The sequence below is a fragment of the Streptomyces torulosus genome, assembly GCF_001419765.1.
Classification (GTDB): Bacteria; Actinomycetota; Actinomycetes; order Streptomycetales; family Streptomycetaceae; genus Streptomyces; species Streptomyces torulosus.
In genome coordinates this window covers 1-14,924 of record NZ_LIRK01000012.1, presented here as the reverse complement: position 1 = coordinate 14,924, position 14,924 = coordinate 1, and the positions used below count along the sequence as shown (strand labels likewise).

15 protein-coding genes and 1 pseudogene are annotated in these 14,924 nt (G+C 71.2%); 7 read left to right on the top strand and 9 right to left on the bottom strand.

Going from position 1 to position 14,924, the window contains the following annotated elements:
• Window positions 1–64: 64 nt before the first annotated feature.
• Window positions 65–1,153, top strand: a complete 1,089-nt coding sequence (gene ychF / locus AOK23_RS01550; RefSeq protein ID WP_055710939.1) for a redox-regulated ATPase YchF — start codon at window positions 65–67, stop codon at window positions 1,151–1,153.
• Between the two features lie 109 nt (window positions 1,154–1,262).
• On the opposite strand, the gene AOK23_RS01545 is transcribed toward ychF, so the two are convergent.
• The 4 genes and pseudogenes from AOK23_RS01545 to AOK23_RS44275 form a co-directional block, all read right to left on the bottom strand.
• Window positions 1,263–1,844 (bottom strand): Uma2 family endonuclease, encoded by a 582-nt coding sequence (locus AOK23_RS01545; RefSeq protein WP_055710938.1) that lies wholly within the window; start codon window positions 1,842–1,844, stop codon window positions 1,263–1,265.
• A gap of 92 nt (window positions 1,845–1,936) precedes the next feature.
• A complete protein-coding gene (locus AOK23_RS01540) occupies window positions 1,937–2,584 on the bottom strand; it encodes a HEAT repeat domain-containing protein (RefSeq protein ID WP_240496204.1) in 648 nt (215 codons plus the stop codon).
• Window positions 2,585–2,664: 80 nt separating this feature from the next.
• Entirely contained in the window at window positions 2,665–2,994 is a 330-nt protein-coding gene (locus tag AOK23_RS01535; protein ID WP_338056418.1) for a CPCC family cysteine-rich protein, read from the bottom strand.
• 160 nt (window positions 2,995–3,154) lie between these two features.
• Window positions 3,155–3,724, bottom strand: a pseudogene (locus AOK23_RS44275) (alpha/beta hydrolase); the annotation flags it as partial.
• Between the two features lie 735 nt (window positions 3,725–4,459).
• Here AOK23_RS44275 and AOK23_RS01525 point away from each other — a divergent pair.
• Window positions 4,460–5,494 (top strand): LacI family DNA-binding transcriptional regulator, encoded by a 1,035-nt coding sequence (locus tag AOK23_RS01525; RefSeq protein ID WP_055524196.1) that lies wholly within the window; start codon window positions 4,460–4,462, stop codon window positions 5,492–5,494.
• A 39-nt stretch (window positions 5,495–5,533) separates the two neighbouring features.
• Here AOK23_RS01525 and trxA read toward each other — a convergent pair whose 3' ends face one another.
• Window positions 5,534–5,920, bottom strand: coding sequence for a thioredoxin (trxA, locus tag AOK23_RS01520; RefSeq protein ID WP_055710940.1), 387 nt, complete (start codon window positions 5,918–5,920; stop codon window positions 5,534–5,536).
• 128 nt (window positions 5,921–6,048) lie between these two features.
• On the opposite strand from trxA, the gene AOK23_RS01515 reads away from it, so the two are divergent.
• Window positions 6,049–7,506: a dihydrolipoyl dehydrogenase family protein gene (locus tag AOK23_RS01515; RefSeq protein WP_055710934.1), complete on the top strand. Its 1,458-nt coding sequence runs from the start codon at window positions 6,049–6,051 to the stop codon at window positions 7,504–7,506.
• 134 nt (window positions 7,507–7,640) lie between these two features.
• Here AOK23_RS01515 and AOK23_RS01510 read toward each other — a convergent pair whose 3' ends face one another.
• The gene (locus AOK23_RS01510; protein WP_055710933.1) at window positions 7,641–8,297 is read right to left on the bottom strand and encodes a peptide deformylase; all 657 of its coding nucleotides are present in this window, start codon (window positions 8,295–8,297) and stop codon (window positions 7,641–7,643) included.
• Between the two features lie 181 nt (window positions 8,298–8,478).
• Here AOK23_RS01510 and AOK23_RS01505 point away from each other — a divergent pair, with 181 nt between their 5' ends.
• On the top strand, window positions 8,479–9,912 hold the full coding sequence (locus AOK23_RS01505) for a PepSY-associated TM helix domain-containing protein (RefSeq protein ID WP_055710932.1): 1,434 nt from the start codon (window positions 8,479–8,481) through the stop codon (window positions 9,910–9,912).
• 79 nt (window positions 9,913–9,991) lie between these two features.
• Here AOK23_RS01505 and AOK23_RS01500 read toward each other — a convergent pair whose 3' ends face one another.
• The 3 genes from AOK23_RS01500 to AOK23_RS01490 all read right to left on the bottom strand — a co-directional run bounded on the left by AOK23_RS01500 (window position 9,992) and on the right by AOK23_RS01490 (window position 11,454).
• Complete coding sequence (locus tag AOK23_RS01500) at window positions 9,992–10,339, bottom strand: tetratricopeptide repeat protein (RefSeq protein WP_055710931.1); 348 nt, start codon at window positions 10,337–10,339, stop codon at window positions 9,992–9,994.
• Window positions 10,340–10,423: 84 nt separating this feature from the next.
• The gene (locus tag AOK23_RS01495; protein WP_055710930.1) at window positions 10,424–10,924 is read right to left on the bottom strand and encodes a winged helix DNA-binding protein; all 501 of its coding nucleotides are present in this window, start codon (window positions 10,922–10,924) and stop codon (window positions 10,424–10,426) included.
• On the bottom strand, window positions 10,921–11,454 hold the full coding sequence (locus tag AOK23_RS01490) for a MarR family winged helix-turn-helix transcriptional regulator (RefSeq protein WP_055710929.1): 534 nt from the start codon (window positions 11,452–11,454) through the stop codon (window positions 10,921–10,923). Before AOK23_RS01490 ends, AOK23_RS01495 begins: the two co-directional genes overlap by 4 nt.
• A 187-nt stretch (window positions 11,455–11,641) precedes the next feature.
• Between AOK23_RS01490 and AOK23_RS01485 the strand changes: the two genes are divergently transcribed.
• The 3 genes from AOK23_RS01485 to AOK23_RS01475 all read left to right on the top strand — a co-directional run bounded on the left by AOK23_RS01485 (window position 11,642) and on the right by AOK23_RS01475 (window position 14,387).
• Window positions 11,642–12,607: a pirin family protein gene (locus AOK23_RS01485; protein ID WP_055710928.1), complete on the top strand. Its 966-nt coding sequence runs from the start codon at window positions 11,642–11,644 to the stop codon at window positions 12,605–12,607.
• Between the two features lie 642 nt (window positions 12,608–13,249).
• Complete coding sequence (locus AOK23_RS01480; RefSeq protein WP_055710927.1) at window positions 13,250–13,615, top strand: NAD-binding protein; 366 nt, start codon at window positions 13,250–13,252, stop codon at window positions 13,613–13,615.
• Window positions 13,608–14,387, top strand: a complete 780-nt coding sequence (locus AOK23_RS01475) for an N-acyl homoserine lactonase family protein (protein WP_055710926.1) — start codon at window positions 13,608–13,610, stop codon at window positions 14,385–14,387. Before AOK23_RS01480 ends, AOK23_RS01475 begins: the two co-directional genes overlap by 8 nt.
• Window positions 14,388–14,924 lie beyond the last annotated feature (537 nt).

Sequence of the window (14,924 nt, the reverse complement as noted above, 5' to 3'; positions counted from 1 at the left end):
CCCCAGGCCCCGCCGCCCCAGGCCACCGGCCGCCTGGCCCTCCTACGTACGGGAAGTCGTAAACGTGTCGCTCACGATCGGAATCGTCGGTCTGCCCAACGTCGGCAAGTCGACCCTGTTCAACGCCCTGACCAAGAACGACGTGCTGGCGGCCAACTACCCGTTCGCCACGATCGAGCCGAACGTCGGCGTCGTCGGCGTCCCGGACGAGCGCCTGACGAAGCTGGCCGAGATCTTCGGTTCGCAGCGGGTCCTCCCGGCGACCGTCGACTTCGTCGACATCGCGGGCATCGTGCGCGGCGCCAGCGAGGGTGAGGGCCTCGGCAACAAGTTCCTGGCGAACATCCGTGAGTCCGACGCGATCTGCCAGGTCATCCGCGCCTTCAAGGACGAGAACGTCGTCCACGTCGACGGCAAGGTCTCGCCCAAGGACGACATCGAGACGATCAACACCGAGTTGATCCTCGCCGACCTCCAGACCATCGAGAAGGTCCTGCCGCGCCTCCAGAAGGAGTCGCGCATCAAGAAGGACATCGCGCCGAAGGTGAAGGCCGTCGAGGAGGCGAAGGAGATCCTGGAGAAGGGCGACACGCTCTTCGCGCACGGGATCGTCCAGGGCAGCGAGCGCAACGAGCTGCTGCACGACCTGCACCTGCTCACCACCAAGCCCTTCCTCTACGTCTTCAACGTCGACGAGGAGGAACTGGTCGACGAGGACTTCAAGAACGAGCAGCGCGCGCTGGTGGCCCCCGCCGAGGCGATCTTCCTCAACGCCAAGCTGGAGGCGGACCTCGCCGAGCTGGACGAGGAGGACGCGCTGGAGCTGCTCCAGTCCGTCGGCGCCGAGGAGCCGGGCCTCGCGACCCTCGCCCATGTCGGCTTCAGGACCCTCGGCCTGCAGACCTACCTGACGGCTGGCCCCAAGGAGTCCCGAGCCTGGACGATCAAGAAGGGCGCCACCGCCCCCGAGGCCGCCGGCGTCATCCACACGGACTTCCAGAAGGGCTTCATCAAGGCGGAGGTCATCTCCTTCCACGACCTGGTGGAGACCGGTTCGGTGGCGGAGGCCCGCGCCAAGGGCAAGGCCCGCATGGAGGGCAAGGACTACGTGATGCAGGACGGCGACGTGGTCGAGTTCCGCTTCAACGTGTGATTGCTGCACTCCTGCGCGCCAGATGATTCGGCAAGTGCGCAGGTCGGAAGGGGGCGGGCTTCGGTGAGTCCGGCCCCTTCCGCGTTCCCGTGTCGACTTGGTGCTGACTTCAGTTGCCGCGGGGCGGAGTGAGCTTGTCGAGGTCCAGGCTGATCTCGAACGGCACAGGGCGCTCGAAGGTGCCCCGGAAGATGCCCGCGGGCGCGTAGACGCCAGTCGGTTCGTCGAGTTCGTAGGCGTGCACGGTGGGAGCGCCGCCCTCCTGCTCGATGCACCAGTAGTGCGGGATCTTGGCTTCCGCGTACTTGTGCAGCTTCACCGTGCGGTCGCGGTGGGCGGATTCCGGTGAGACGACCTCGACGACGAGCTGGACCTCTTCCGGTGCGTACCACGTGCGGTCGGGGTCGTACGGTGCGGTCGTCACGAGCAGATCCGGCTCCGGACGGGTTCGCTCGTCGAGGCGGATCGTCATCTCCCGTTCGACCTCGAAACCGGCGGGCGCTGCGGCCATGAGCATGGTGGTGAGGGAGGTGACGAGGCGGCCGTGCCAGGACCGCTGGGGCGACACCACGAAGACGAGGGCTCCGTCGATCAGCTCGGTGTGGCGGGGTGCCTCGGGGAGGCGGTCAAGGTCCTCCGCGAACCAGCCCTCCTCGCGCGGCGGGCGCATCCAGTCGGGCAGCGCGGTCATAGCCAAACAGTAGCGACTCGGGGGGAAGCCCCGCTGGTGGGCCTTCGCCGTGACCGCACCTCGATTTCCTCGGGGTGCTGAAACGGCATCGGTCACCTCTCCGGGTGCAGGTCGCTGCGGTCGATCCAGGACGGGACGACGACGATGTCGTCGCCGACGGGGGCCTCGGAGGCTTCCAGCAGGGACCAGGCGCGGGACTCTTCGACCAGGTGCTCCCAAGGCGCGGTCCAGTCGAGTTCCCAGTCCAGGGCGGTGCCGGAGACGCCGTACTCGCGGCCGGCGTCCACCCGCCAGAACTGGGAGTACAGGATCACCTGGGCGTGGTCGGCCAGGTCGTTGACGATGTCGGTGAAGTGAGCCGAGGGCCAGCGGGGGACGGCGTTCGCCGCGGTGGCTCGTAGGCGTGCGGTGAGCGGCGGGACGACAGGGGTACGTGCGCCCAGTTCGGTCAGGGCCCAGCGAATGCCGTCCGGCTCGGTCCAGTCGGGCGGAGTCGCACGGTCCAGACACGCGCGGTAGGCGCGGCGCAGGGGCTCGACCGCACCCTCGACGTCCAGGCTCGCCAAGGCCGTGGCGGCCCATTCGCGGACGGTCGGGTTGTCGCTGTTCAGCAGCCCGACGAGGGTGGGACCGCAGCGAGGGTCGCCCACCTCCTCGAAGACCTCGATGGCGGTCAGCTGCCCGAAGCCGCCGAGGGAGGGCAGCCCGTCGATGAGAGCGGGGAGGGCGTCGGCGCCCATACCGATCAGTTCCGCGCGGGCGTCGTACGACGGGCCGGTCGCGTCGTCGAGCTGCTGGACGAGTCTCTCGATGTATGTGGTCATGGGTGGTCCCGGCGCCAGAACGTGGGGAGCCACCAGCAGAGCACCGAGCGGTCGTCGGGCCACGGCGGCCGGTCCGGGTCGTCCCAGTTCTCGAAGGAGTCGCGCGTCAGGTCGATGGGGCGCCATGCGGGGTCGAGCGGCTCGTCCTCGGCCGGTGGGCGGACGTGCGGTCGGCTGCGCTGCTCGCAGGCGCCGAAGGCCCGGTAGTTGCGCTGGGCGTGGATCAGGGAGACCTTGTTCGCGCCGCCGGCCATGGTCGGCCAGCGGAACTGGACCCCGTCGTCCTCCCAGAAGCAGACGGGGCAGATCTCGTACGAGCCGGGCATCGCTTCCAGCACGCGATGCCCGCAGCAGGGACAGGGGCAGGAGGCGCTCACCCGAGCAGTCTCGTCGCAGGCTCCGTCGGTGTGCCACGGATTTCTCCGCGCTGCCGCGCCCTGTCCGAGTCCGGCTCGTGTGGGGTTCGGGGGATGTCGATCGCCGACAGGGCCGCGGCCCGCCGCGGTCCCGCGCGAGCAGTGCCAGCGCGGCGGCCAGGCCCCCGCCCGCGCTGGCGCCGGTGAGGACGATCCGGTCGGGGTCCCCGCCGATCTCCTTCGCGTTCTCGGCCGTCCACAGCAGCCCCGCCCAGGCGTCGTCGACGGGCGCGGGGTGCGGATGCTCGGGGGCCAGCCGGTACTCCACGGACACCACGACCGCGCCCAGCTCCCGCGCCCAGGCGAGCGGCGCGTCCACCCCGACCCGGTTGTTGCCGACGACCATGCCGCCGCCGTGCACGTGGTAGAGCACCGGCAGCGGTCCCGGCCGCACCGGCTCCTTGGGGCGGCAGATCAGCAAGGAGATCTCGGGGGCGCCCTCCGGCCCCGGCACCAGCCGGTCCTCGACCTCGAAGGTCCCGTCCATCGTCAGGTCCAGCTGGGCCAGCAGTTCGATGCCCGGCCCCTGACGCAGGGCCGCTATGTCGTCCATCGTGAACTCGCGGGGCAGGACGTCCTTGATGACTTCGAGTACTGCCGCGAGTTCCGGGTCGAACGGGGGCGGGACCATGGTGCTCATGGCTTCTCCTCTGCGGTGCCGTGCCAGTGGTTCGTACCGCGATGATGAGCGCGCCCGCAAGCCCTACGGAGGCCGTCGTACGGCGGCCGATCCCCGCCAAGTGGCGGGTGCCGCACCGCGCCCCGGCTCGTCCCCACCGAACCGCCGCCGCACCGAGGCGCCGCCCGTGCGGGGCGAGGGCCCGCCCGACCCCGTCCCACCATGAGAACCGGCCGCGCCGACGCATATTCAACACACAGTTCACGCCATAGCTTTGGCGTGTTACGCGGACGTAGCGGCCGCACGGACCCCCGGCACCCGCCGACCGCGCGGCCTCCGCACACCCTCTCGGGGAGATCTCGTAGGGAATCAGCGGCCGGCCGCCACCCGCGCGCACCGGGGGCCGCTCTCGGGGCCTCCCGAGCAGCCGACCGGCCCCGTTGCCGGCGCAACCGCGTCCCACGGCCCACCGGGAACGCCGCCGCGCGCCCCGGGGCGAGGGCGGGCGCGTACGCGCGCGGCCGGGGGAGGGGCCCAGCGGTGGTAGACCAAACGCCGCCATCACCCCACCTTCACGGAGATGGCGCGAAATGGTTGCAGGACCGAACAGGTTTCGAACATATTCGCCAAACTGCCCAGCCACAAAGATCGGTCGCCCGAACCCGAGCCCTCGCACGGCCCGGACCCGAGCTCCCGTGTGGCCGGAAGTCCCCCGGCCGGAAAGCCCTTCACAGCTTCTGCAAGGATGCCGTCGTCATGGTGCAGATACCGAAAGAGCCCGCCCCGCCCGCGCCGCTGCAACGGTCCGTGCCCACGAGCGCCGATGTGGCCCGCCTGGCGGGTGTCTCACGAGCGACCGTCAGTTACGTCCTCAACAACACCAGCGCCGTCCGCATCAGCGAGCCCACCCGCCGCCGTGTCCACGAGGCCGCGAAGGAGCTGGGGTACGTCCCGCACGCGGCCGCCCGCAGCCTGCGCGCGGGTCACAGCCGCATGGTCCTCATGCCGACTCCCAACGTGCCCATAGGGCCGCTCTACAGCCAGTTCATCAACGATCTCCAGTGGGCCCTCAGCCGCCTCGACTACACCGTCGTGCAGTACGGCGGCGTCGGTCTGCGCGGCGACGAGGCGGCCCGCGCCTGGGCCGAACTGCGCCCGGTCGCGGTGATCGTCCCCGGTGAGGGACTCGGCCCCCAGGGCGTGGCCATCCTGAAGCGCTCCGGCGCACGCGCCGTCGTCACCCTCAGCCCCGAACCCGTCGAGGGCGCCCATGTGCTGCTCCTGGACCACGGTGTCGTCGGTGAGAGCGCCGGCCGGCACCTGGTCGAGCGCGGGCACCGCCGTATCGGCGTCGTCGTGCCCGAGGAGCCCGGCCTCGGGGTGTTCTCCCGGCCCCGGCTGGAGGGCGTACGGCGTGCGGTGCGGGGCACGGAGGCGACGATCACCGAACTGCCCCTGGCCTACGACGAGGAGGCCGCGGGACGGCTCGCCGCCCGGTGGCGCTCCCTCGGCCTCGACGCGGTGTTCGCGTACAACGACGAGTACGCGATGCTCGTGATGCGGGCGCTGCGGGACGTGGGCGTCGGCGTCCCCGACGACACGGCCGTCGTCGGCGCCGACGACCTCATGCTGGGCCGTCTGCTGCGGCCACGCCTCAGCACCGTCCACATCGAGCTGCCGTCCGGCCGCGACCTCGCGGAACTGGTCGACCGCGCGGTCCGCGACCCCGCCATGGTGCCCACGACCCACGATGTGCTCGGCGCGCGGATCGTCCACCGCGAATCGAGCTGACCCACCTGAGGGCCGCCGTCGGTGTCGTGGGCCCGCCGGCTACTGACCGTTCTGCTCGACCTGCGCCTGCTGGGCGGCGACGGCCCTGCGGACCTCGTCCATGTCCAGCTTGCGGGCCTGCCCGATCACATCGGTCAGCGCGGCCTCGGGCAGCGCGCCCGGCTGCGCGAACACGGCGACCTGGTCACGGACGATCATCAGCGTCGGGATGGACTGGATGCCGAAGGCCTGGGCCAGCTCCGGCTGCGCCTCGGTGTCCACCTTGCCGAACACCAGGTCCGGGTTGTCCTCGGCGGCCTTCTCGTAGACCGGCGCGAACTGACGGCACGGCCCGCACCAGGACGCCCAGAAGTCGATCAGGACGAACTCGTTCTCCGTGACCGTCTGGTCGAAGTTCTCCTTGGTGAGCTCCACGGTGCTGCTCATGGCGTGCATCCCTCTTCCTGGGTGTCGGTGCTCGGGGTGAGCCGCTGTCGACAACGCCACCCGCCGGTGGCGTATTCCGCGCGCGTACCCATGTGGCCACGCCGCACACCACCAACCAGACTGACCCCATGACGGATACGGAACACACCGAAAACGACGAGGACACCACAGAGACCCGGTACGACGTGGTGGTGCTCGGTGCCGGACCCGTGGGGGAGAACGTCGCCGACCGCACCCGCGCGGCCGGCCTGTCCACCGCGGTCGTGGAGAGCGAGCTCGCCGGCGGCGAGTGCTCGTACTGGGCGTGCATGCCCAGCAAGGCCCTGCTGCGCCCCGCGATCGCCCGGGCCGACGCCCGCCGCGTACCCGGTCTGCGCCACCTCGTCGAGGGCCCGCTGAACGCCGCCGAAGTGCTCGCCCACCGCGACTACGAGGCAGCCGACTGGAAGGACGACGGCCAGGTCGCGTGGCTGGAGAGCGTCGGGGCGGTCTTCTACCGCGGCCACGGGCGACTGGCCGGGCCCCGCCGGGTCGTCGTCGACGCCCGCGACGGCGGCCGGCACGTCCTCACCGCACGGCACGCGGTGGTGGTCTCCACCGGCAGCCGCGCCGTCTTGCCCGATCTGCCCGGACTGGACGAGGTGCGGCCCTGGACGAGCCGCGAGGCCACCAGCGCGCGGCAGGTGCCCGGCCGGCTGATCGTCGTCGGCGGCGGTGTCGTCGCCGTCGAGATGGCCACCGCCTGGCGCGCCCTCGGCTCCGAGGTCACCGTCCTCGTCCGCGGCAAGGGCCTGCTGCCCCGCATGGAACCCTTCGCCGGTGAACTGGTCGCCGAGGCGCTCACCGAGGCGGGCGCTGACGTCCGCACCGGTACGTCCGTGACGTCGGTGACCCGCGAGAACGGCACCGTGGTGGCCCTCACCGACACCGGGGACCGCCTGGAGGCCGACGAGATCCTCTTCGCCACCGGCCGCGCCCCGCGCACCGACGACATCGGCCTCGACATCGTCGGCCTGGAACCCGGCACCTGGCTGCCCGTCGACGACAGCCTCCGGGTGACCGGCAGCGACTGGCTCTACGCGGTCGGCGACGCCAACCACCGGGCGCTCCTCACCCACCAGGGCAAGTACCAGGCGCGCATCGCGGGGGCCGCCATTGCCGCCCGCGCGGCCGGTGTCCCGCTCCTGGAGAGCGACCCCTGGGGCGCCCACGCCGCCACCGCCGACCACCGTGCCGTCCCGCAGGTCGTCTTCACCGACCCCGAGGCCGCCTCCGTCGGCCTCTCCCTCGCCGAGGCGGAACGGGCCGGCCACCGCGTCCGCGCCGTCGACGTCGAGTTCTCCTCCGTGGCCGGGGCCGGGCTGTACGCCGACGGCTACCGGGGCCGCGCCCGGATGGTCGTCGACCTGGACCGCGAGATCCTCCGCGGGGTCACCTTCGTCGGGCCCGCCGTCGGCGAACTCATCCACTCGGCCACGATCGCCGTCGCCGGGGAGGTCCCCGTCGACCGGCTGTGGCACGCGGTCCCCTCGTACCCGACGATCAGCGAGATCTGGCTGCGGCTGCTGGAGGCGTACCGCGGCTGAACCGACCGGGCGGGGCGTCCCGCCGGGGAGCGGGAGCGGAGGAGGAAGCCGCCTCGCCGGGGACTGGGACCGGGGGGAAGCCGCTTGGCCCGGCGGCCGAGCAGGCCGCTCGGTCCGGCGGTGGATCAGGCCGCTCAGTCGGGCAGCAGGAAGCCGAGGGCGCGGGCGGCGCGGGCCGGGGTGGGATCGTTCCACCGCTCGGCCATCGCCTGGTTCGAGGACAGGGAACGCAGCTCGGCGTGGTCGAGGTAGAGCGTTCCGTTCAGGTGGTCCGTCTCGTGCTGGACGATACGGGCGGGCCACCCGGCGAACTCCTCGTCCACCGCCCGCCCCCGCTCGTCGAGCGCCCGCAGCCGCACCTTGGCGTGCCGTGCCACCACGGCCTGCCACCCCGGCACGCTCAGACAGCCCTCGAAGAACGCGTCACGGTACGGTCCGACCGCCTCGTACGCCGGGTTGACCAGGACCCGGAACGGCTGCGGGACCCGCCCCCGGGCCAGCCGCACCTCCTCCGGCACCGGCGCCGGATCCTCGATCACCGCGATCCGCAGCGACACCCCGACCTGGGGTGCGGCGAGGCCGACGCCCGGCGCCGCGTGCATGGTGGCCCGCAGCGCGGCGACGAAACGGGCCAGCAGACCGGCGTCGAGCTGGCCGTCGAAGGGCTCGGCCGTGCGGCGCAGCACCGGATCGCCCGCGGCCACGATCGGCAGCGGGCCCTCGTGGGCGAGGAGTTCCTCGACCCGGTCGCTCAGCGGGCGGGACTCGGTGCGCTCTCGTTCGGAAGCCATCGCGCCAGCATGCCAAGCGGGATGACCCGATGCGAGACGGCTCTCCCGGCCCGCGGGGCCCGTCCGCCCCCGGACGACTGTGTGGTCCACGTCACACGAGGTGCCGGGAACTCGACGCCTTCACGCTCCGACTACTGAACCGCCACGACGTCCCCGTACCCGTACCCCGGAGCAGCCGCCGATGACCATCGCCCCCTCGACCGAGACGGACGAGACCCGGAAACCCGTCACGCCCGACGGCGCGACGAAGAGCGCCTGGGCCTCCCTCAGGCCGCTCGTCCTGCGGCTGCACTTCTACGCGGGTGTCCTGGTCGCACCGTTCCTGCTGGTCGCCGCCCTGACGGGCGGGCTGTACGCCGCCTCGTTCCAGATCGAGAAGATCGTCTACGCCGACGAGATGACCGTCGCGAAGGTGGGCGACGAGAAGCTGCCGATCTCCGAGCAGGTGGCCGTCGCCCGCAAGGCGCACCCCGAGGGCACCATCGCCGCCGTACGCCCCTCGCCCGCGGACGACGCGACGACCAGGGTGATGCTGTCCGGGGTCGAGGGCGTCGACGAGACCGGCACGCTCGCGGTCTTCGTCGACCCGTACACGGCGGAGGTCCGCGGGGCGCTGGAGCAGTACGGCGCGACCGGCGCGCTGCCGCTGCGGACCTGGATCGACAAGCTCCACGCCAACCTGCACCTCGGCGAGACCGGCCGCCTCTACAGCGAACTCGCCGCCAGTTGGCTGTGGGTCATCTCGGCCGGCGGTCTCGTCCTCTGGTTCGGCCGCCGTCGCGCCCAGCGCAAGGTGCGCGGCACCAGCGGCCGGCGCCGCACCCTGGGCCTGCACGGCACGGTCGGCGTGTGGGCCGCGGCCGGGTTCTTCTTCCTCTCGGCGACCGGCCTGACCTGGTCGGCGTACGCCGGCGCCAACATCGACGTCCTGCGCACCGAACTGCGTCAGGCCACCCCGGCGATCTCGGCCGCGGCGGGAGACCACGGCGGCCATGACGCCGGCGCGGCGGAGGGAGGGGCCGCCGAGGAGGGCGACCTCGACAAGATCCTCGCCGCCGCCCGCGCGGAGGGCCTGGGCGACCCGGTCGAGATCGTGCCACCCGCCGACGCGTCCTCCGCGTACGTGGTGAAGCAGGTCCAGCGCAGTTGGCCCACCAAGCAGGACGCGGTGGCCGTGGACCCGTCGACCGCCGAGGTCACCGACACCCTCCGGTTCGCCGACTTCCCGGTGCTGGCCAAGCTCACCCGCTGGGGCATCGACGCCCACACCGGCGTCCTGTTCGGCCTGGTCAACCAGCTCCTGCTGATCGCGCTGGCGGCCTCCCTCGTCCTGCTGATCCTCTGGGGCTACCGCATGTGGTGGCAGCGCGGCCGGGCCTCCGCCTTCGGCCGCCCGATCCCGCGCGGCGCCTGGCAGCAGGTGCCCCCGCAGATCCTCGTCCCCGCGCTGGCGGTCGTCGCCGTCCTCGGCTACTTCGTCCCGCTCCTCGGCATCCCGCTCGCCGCGTTCATCGCCGTGGACGTCGTCCTGGGCGAGATCGCCCACCGCAAGGGCGAGCGGACGTACGGGGGCCGGACCGAGACGAAGCAGAGCGTGGAGCAGGGCGCGGAGTAAGCGGAGCAAGGCGCTCGGCAGAGCGCGGAGCGGCGCGTGCGGCAGGGTGGGCGCGGAGTAGGCGTGGAGCGGTGCTCACTCACAGCCGTTCGAAGTCGCCCGCCAGGGCCGAGGCGATGCGCAGGTGGGACTCCGCCTCGTCGTGCCGGGCCTGCCGTTGCAGGGTGCGGCCCAGCAGCAGCCGGGCGTAGTGCTCCACCGGGTCACGCTCGACGAGGACGCGCAACTCGGCCTCGGCGCGGCGCAGTTGGGCGGAGTGGTAGTAGGCGCGGGCCAGCAGCAGCCGGGGGCCGGTCTGCTCCGGCACCTCCTCGACCAGCGCGCCGAGGACGCGCGCGGCGGCCGCGTACTCCTCGGCGTCGAAGAACATCCGCGCGCGCTCCCAGCGCTCGGCCGGTGTCCCGTGGTCGTAGTACGTCGTGTCCACTGTGACCTCCTTCGCCGCCGACAACCTGTCGAGTCAGTTGAATATTCCACTGACTCGGCGGGTGTGGCCGGCCGAGGTGATCGGTCAGCGCCCGGCCGTGAGTTCCGCGTTGGCGCGCTCGGTGACAAGGCCCAGCACCCGGCCGGCGACCGCGAGATCCTCCGCCGGGATGCCGGCGTAGATCCTCGCGGAGACCACCCCGGTCTCGGCGGTGGTCCTCGCGTAGACCTCCCGCCCGGCATTCGTGATCGCGACTAGGCCCGGCTCCGTGGGGCGGTCGACCGCTGCCACCAGCTCCGCCGCGGCCAACTCGTCCAGGACGCCGCGCACTTCCGCCGCGCCGACCTTGAGGGAGTCGACGACCTGCTCCACGACCTCCTCGCGGCCGACGGGCCCGTCGGCGACCGCGACGACGCGGAGGGTCACCGACTGCTGGAACGTCAGGTCGTACCGGGTGAGCACGGTCTCCAGGGCGGCGCGGGCGGCGTAGTGGGCGAGGGCGATGGCGCGGCCGTTGACGGGGGGTGCGGTGGGTGTGGCGGACGTGGAGGGGGTGGAGAGTGTGGTCGTGGCAGAGGTGGTCATGACTGCTCCTCGGTGCGCTCGGAGGGAACGGACGGCTCGGTGACGGACGGCTCGGTGACGGGCGGGTCGGGAAGTGCCGGGTCGAGGGGGACGTCGAGCAGGGTCGTCAGTTCACGGGTGAACTCCCGTGTGCGGGCGCTGCCGAGGCCGCCGAGCGGCTCCATCAGCTGGTGCAGCAGGCCCTGGACGACATCGATCGCGCGGCGGGTGACCTCGCGCCCCTCCTCGGTGAGCGCCAACCGCACGGCGCGCGGGTCGCGGGGGTCCCGCGCCCGTTCGAGCAGCCCGGCGGTCTCCAGGGCGCGGGCCAGCTTCGACACGTACAGCGCTTCCAGCCCCGTGTGGTCGGCGAGCTGCCGCTGACTGGGTCGCAGCCCGGCCCGGTGCATGCCGTGCAGTGAGGCGACCAACGCGTACTGGGCGTGCGTCAGCCCCAGCGGGGCTACCGCGCGGTCGACAGCGACGCGCCACTTCATGGACAGGCGCCACACGAGGAATCCGGGCGTCGCGCCCTCGAAATCCGAACTCATGACCGGTACCGTACATGGCTACTATAGCCATGGCTACTATTTATAGGACGGAGCAAGGGGAATCTCACTGGCGGTATCTCGTGCCGCGGCGCCGTTCCCCGCGCTCTGATCGGTCACCGGTGGTGCCCAGATGGTGGGGACGCGTTCGGTCTGACGGAAGGGCCGAGCGGGGGCTAGGTTGAGCGGCATGAGCAATCTTGACCGTCAGGCCGTGCCGAGCGTGTGCGGCGGCCGGGGATTCGTCGTCGCCGAACCCGTGCGGGAGCTGCTGAGCCCCCGCCGAGTGCGACTCGGCGAGTCCACGGAAGTACGGCGCCTGCTGCCGAACCTGGGGCGCCGCATGGTGGGCGCGTGGGCGTTCGTCGACCACTACGGGCCGGACGACATCGCGGACGAGCCCGGCATGCAGGTGCCGCCGCACCCGCACATGGGTCTGCAGACCGTCAGCTGGCTGCACGAGGGCGAGGTGCTGCACCGCGACTCCACGGGCAGCCTGGAGACGATCCGCCCGCGTGAGCTGGGTCTGATGACCTCGGGGCGGGCCATCAGCCACTCAGAGGAGAGCCCCAGGTCGCACGCCCGTTTCCTGCACGGCGCCCAGCTGTGGGTCGCCCTGCCGGACGAGCATCGGCACACCGACCCGCGCTTCGAGCACCACGCGGAGCTTCCGGTCGTTACCGCGCCAGGCCTGGAGGCCACGCTCATCCTGGGCTCCCTCGACGGCGCGACGTCACCCGGCACGACGTTCACGCCGATCGTCGGCGCAGACCTCACGCTCACCCGGGGCGCCGACCTCCGCCTCCCCCTCGAACCCGACTTCGAGTACGCGGTCCTCGCCATGACCGGCGAGGCCCACGTCGACGGGGTGCCGGTCCTCCCCGGCTCCATGCTCTACCTCGGCTGCGGCCGCACCGAACTCCCCCTGCGCGCCGACTCCGACGCGTCCGTCATGCTCCTCGGCGGCGAGCCCTTCGAGGAGGAACTGATCATGTTCTGGAACTGGATCGGACGGTCGCAGGAAGAGATCGTACAGGCGCGTAGTGACTGGATGGAAGGGTCGAGATTCGGGGAGGTGAAGGGGTACGACGGGGATCCGCTGCCCGCGCCCGAGCTGCCGCCGACGCCCTTGAAACCGCGAGGAAGGGTCCGCTGACCTGCGGAAACAACTGATCATTCGGTGCTGGGTGGGTGACGTGCTGTCGGTGGCTCGTGTTCTACCTTTACGGGTGTGGGGTGGTCATTGTCGGCTGAGTGGTCACCGGATGGATTCCGACTTGGCGGGCGACCGAGTTGCACCCTGGTGTCAGGGCCTGGCGCTCGGCCTGTCGTCTTGTAGCAGTTCCACAAGGCGTGAGTGTCTGTGGCAGTGAGCGCTCTCGGTGCTGCTTGCCGGAGGGGGATGCCTTCTAGGATTGTTCCCGGCAGGTTCTTCGTCTGCTGGTGATACACGAGCAGTACCCGCGTTGACCTGCGGTGACGGTGCGGCACCGGTCGGCGGGTGAGATTATGGTCCGCGTATGGCCCGGATCTTGGTCTCGGACGAGTACCCCGAGCTGCCCCTCGGCCTTCTCCGTACGTGTCGTTCACCGACGCAGCTGCCGCTGGCAGTCAATGAAAGAGGCTTAGCAAAGCCATCGTTCGGTCCAGGAATGAGCTTCCGGACGTCGTCGGCGGCCGAGAGTATCGCGGCAGCGAACCTCGCTGTGGAGTCCAGCGGCCGACTCATAATCCGCTGCGCATGGTTTTGGGTCCCGGTCCCCAGCTGGGTTCACCAGAGCATGAGCGTGCGTGCAGCATGCTCATCACCGCAGAGGCCATGACCGTCGCGACACGCTTCGGTATGGACCCGGCCACCGCACTCGCCGTGGTCAACTCGGCGAGCGGTCGCAGCGGCTCCACCGAGGCCAAGTTCCCCAAGTTCGTGCTGACCGGGACCTTCGACTCCGGCTTCACCGCGGCGCTCATGGCAAAGGACGTCGGTATCGCCACTCTGCTCGGCAAGGACCTGGCCGTCGAGCTGCCGCTCGCCGAGGCGGTGCAGGCACGCTGGCGCGAACTGGCCGCCGAACTCGCGCCCGACGCCGACCACACCGAGATCGTCCGCCCACTGGAGGCACGCAACGGAGTCAGCATCCGCGCCGCCTCGCGCGACGGTGACTGACTCCTGGGAGGCCTTCGCCGTCCGCTTCGGCCGCCACAGGCTGAGGCGGAGCGCCTTCTACCTGAACTACGCCGGATACGGCGAGCCCGACGACGACGTCACGATGGACTATTACTTCTGGGTGGTCCGCGGCCCCGCCGGAACCATCGTGGTCGACACAGGCTTCGCCCCCGAGGTCGGCAGGCGTCGTGGGCGCGACGTCCTGGCCGATCCGATGGACCTGCTGGCCCGACTCGGCGTGGACGCGTCGACGGTACGCACGGTGGTCGTGACGCATGCCCACTACGACCACATCGGCAACCCAGCCCGCTTCCCCTCCGCCGAGGTGGTGATGAGCCGCCGCGAACACGAGTTCTGGCAGGGGCCGTTCGCCTGCCGGCCGCATTTCGCGCTCCCTACGGAGACCGCAGAGCTCGGCCACCTATCGAGGCTGCGCATCGAGGGCAGGCTCACCCTGGTCGAGGAGGTGCATCAACTGGCCCCCGGCATCGAACTGTTGGAGGTCGGCGGCCATACCCCCGGCCAACTCGTCGTCCTGGTGCGGGGAGCCGACGCCACTGTTGTTCTGGCTTCTGACGCGATCCACACGTACGAGGAGTACGACCGGGACCGTCCCTTCGGGATCGTGGCCGACGTGCCCGCCATGTACCGGGCCTACGACCGCATCCGGGAGCTGGAACACCAGGGCGCCAGGATCGTGGCCGGCCACGACCCCGACGTCATGACCCGCTTCACTCCCTACTTCACGGACATGGTCTGCCGCCTGCTCTAGCAGGACCGGGATATCGCGGACACCGTGAGTGTGCTCGCCGAGTTCGCCAAGGCCTCGGTGTCCCGACTGTCCGAACCGGTTGATCAGCCCGGCCCGTCGGGCATCGAACCGGGCACACCTGGCGATGCTGCCGCAGTTGGAGAAGGGGGGGCCGGATCCTGGCTCATCGCTGCGGCGACGCCGCGCTCATCACCGCCCAGTCCTCCACATGCTCAGCTGGAAGAGGAAAAGGCGACTGCCCGAGCGCCGAGCGGGGTGGCGAGGACATCCTGATTGACAGCACCCTGGTGTCCACCGTGCGCCGCGCCGGACGCGACAACCGGCCCAACTACTCGGGAAAACACCGACGTCACGGCCTGCACTTCCTCGCGCTGACCGACGAGACGGGCCGCCTGACCGAGCCGTCGCGGACAGTCGGGACACCGAGGCCTTGGCGAACTCGGCGAGCACACTCACGGTGTCCGCGATATCCCGGTCCTGCTAGAGCAGGCGGCAGACCATGTCCGTGAAGTAGGGAGTGAAGCGGGTCAGGACGTC

What these genes read in the sequence shown, in the direction of transcription:
- AOK23_RS01495 (WP_055710930.1), bottom strand. Translation starts at nt 10,924, where the DNA reads ATGACCACCTCTGCCACGACCACACTCTCCACCCCCTCCACGTCCGCC.
- AOK23_RS01480 (WP_055710927.1), top strand. Translation starts at nt 13,250, where the DNA reads ATGCTCATCACCGCAGAGGCCATGACCGTCGCGACACGCTTCGGTATG.
- AOK23_RS01535 (WP_338056418.1), bottom strand. Translation starts at nt 2,994, where the DNA reads ATGCCCGGCTCGTACGAGATCTGCCCCGTCTGCTTCTGGGAGGACGAC.
- AOK23_RS01525 (WP_055524196.1), top strand. Translation starts at nt 4,460, where the DNA reads ATGGTGCAGATACCGAAAGAGCCCGCCCCGCCCGCGCCGCTGCAACGG.
- AOK23_RS01515 (WP_055710934.1), top strand. Translation starts at nt 6,049, where the DNA reads ATGACGGATACGGAACACACCGAAAACGACGAGGACACCACAGAGACC.
- trxA (WP_055710940.1), bottom strand. Translation starts at nt 5,920, where the DNA reads ATGAGCAGCACCGTGGAGCTCACCAAGGAGAACTTCGACCAGACGGTC.
- AOK23_RS01540 (WP_240496204.1), bottom strand. Translation starts at nt 2,584, where the DNA reads ATGGGCGCCGACGCCCTCCCCGCTCTCATCGACGGGCTGCCCTCCCTC.
- AOK23_RS01510 (WP_055710933.1), bottom strand. Translation starts at nt 8,297, where the DNA reads ATGGCTTCCGAACGAGAGCGCACCGAGTCCCGCCCGCTGAGCGACCGG.
- AOK23_RS01490 (WP_055710929.1), bottom strand. Translation starts at nt 11,454, where the DNA reads ATGAGTTCGGATTTCGAGGGCGCGACGCCCGGATTCCTCGTGTGGCGC.
- AOK23_RS01505 (WP_055710932.1), top strand. Translation starts at nt 8,479, where the DNA reads ATGACCATCGCCCCCTCGACCGAGACGGACGAGACCCGGAAACCCGTC.
- AOK23_RS01545 (WP_055710938.1), bottom strand. Translation starts at nt 1,844, where the DNA reads ATGACCGCGCTGCCCGACTGGATGCGCCCGCCGCGCGAGGAGGGCTGG.
- AOK23_RS01485 (WP_055710928.1), top strand. Translation starts at nt 11,642, where the DNA reads ATGAGCAATCTTGACCGTCAGGCCGTGCCGAGCGTGTGCGGCGGCCGG.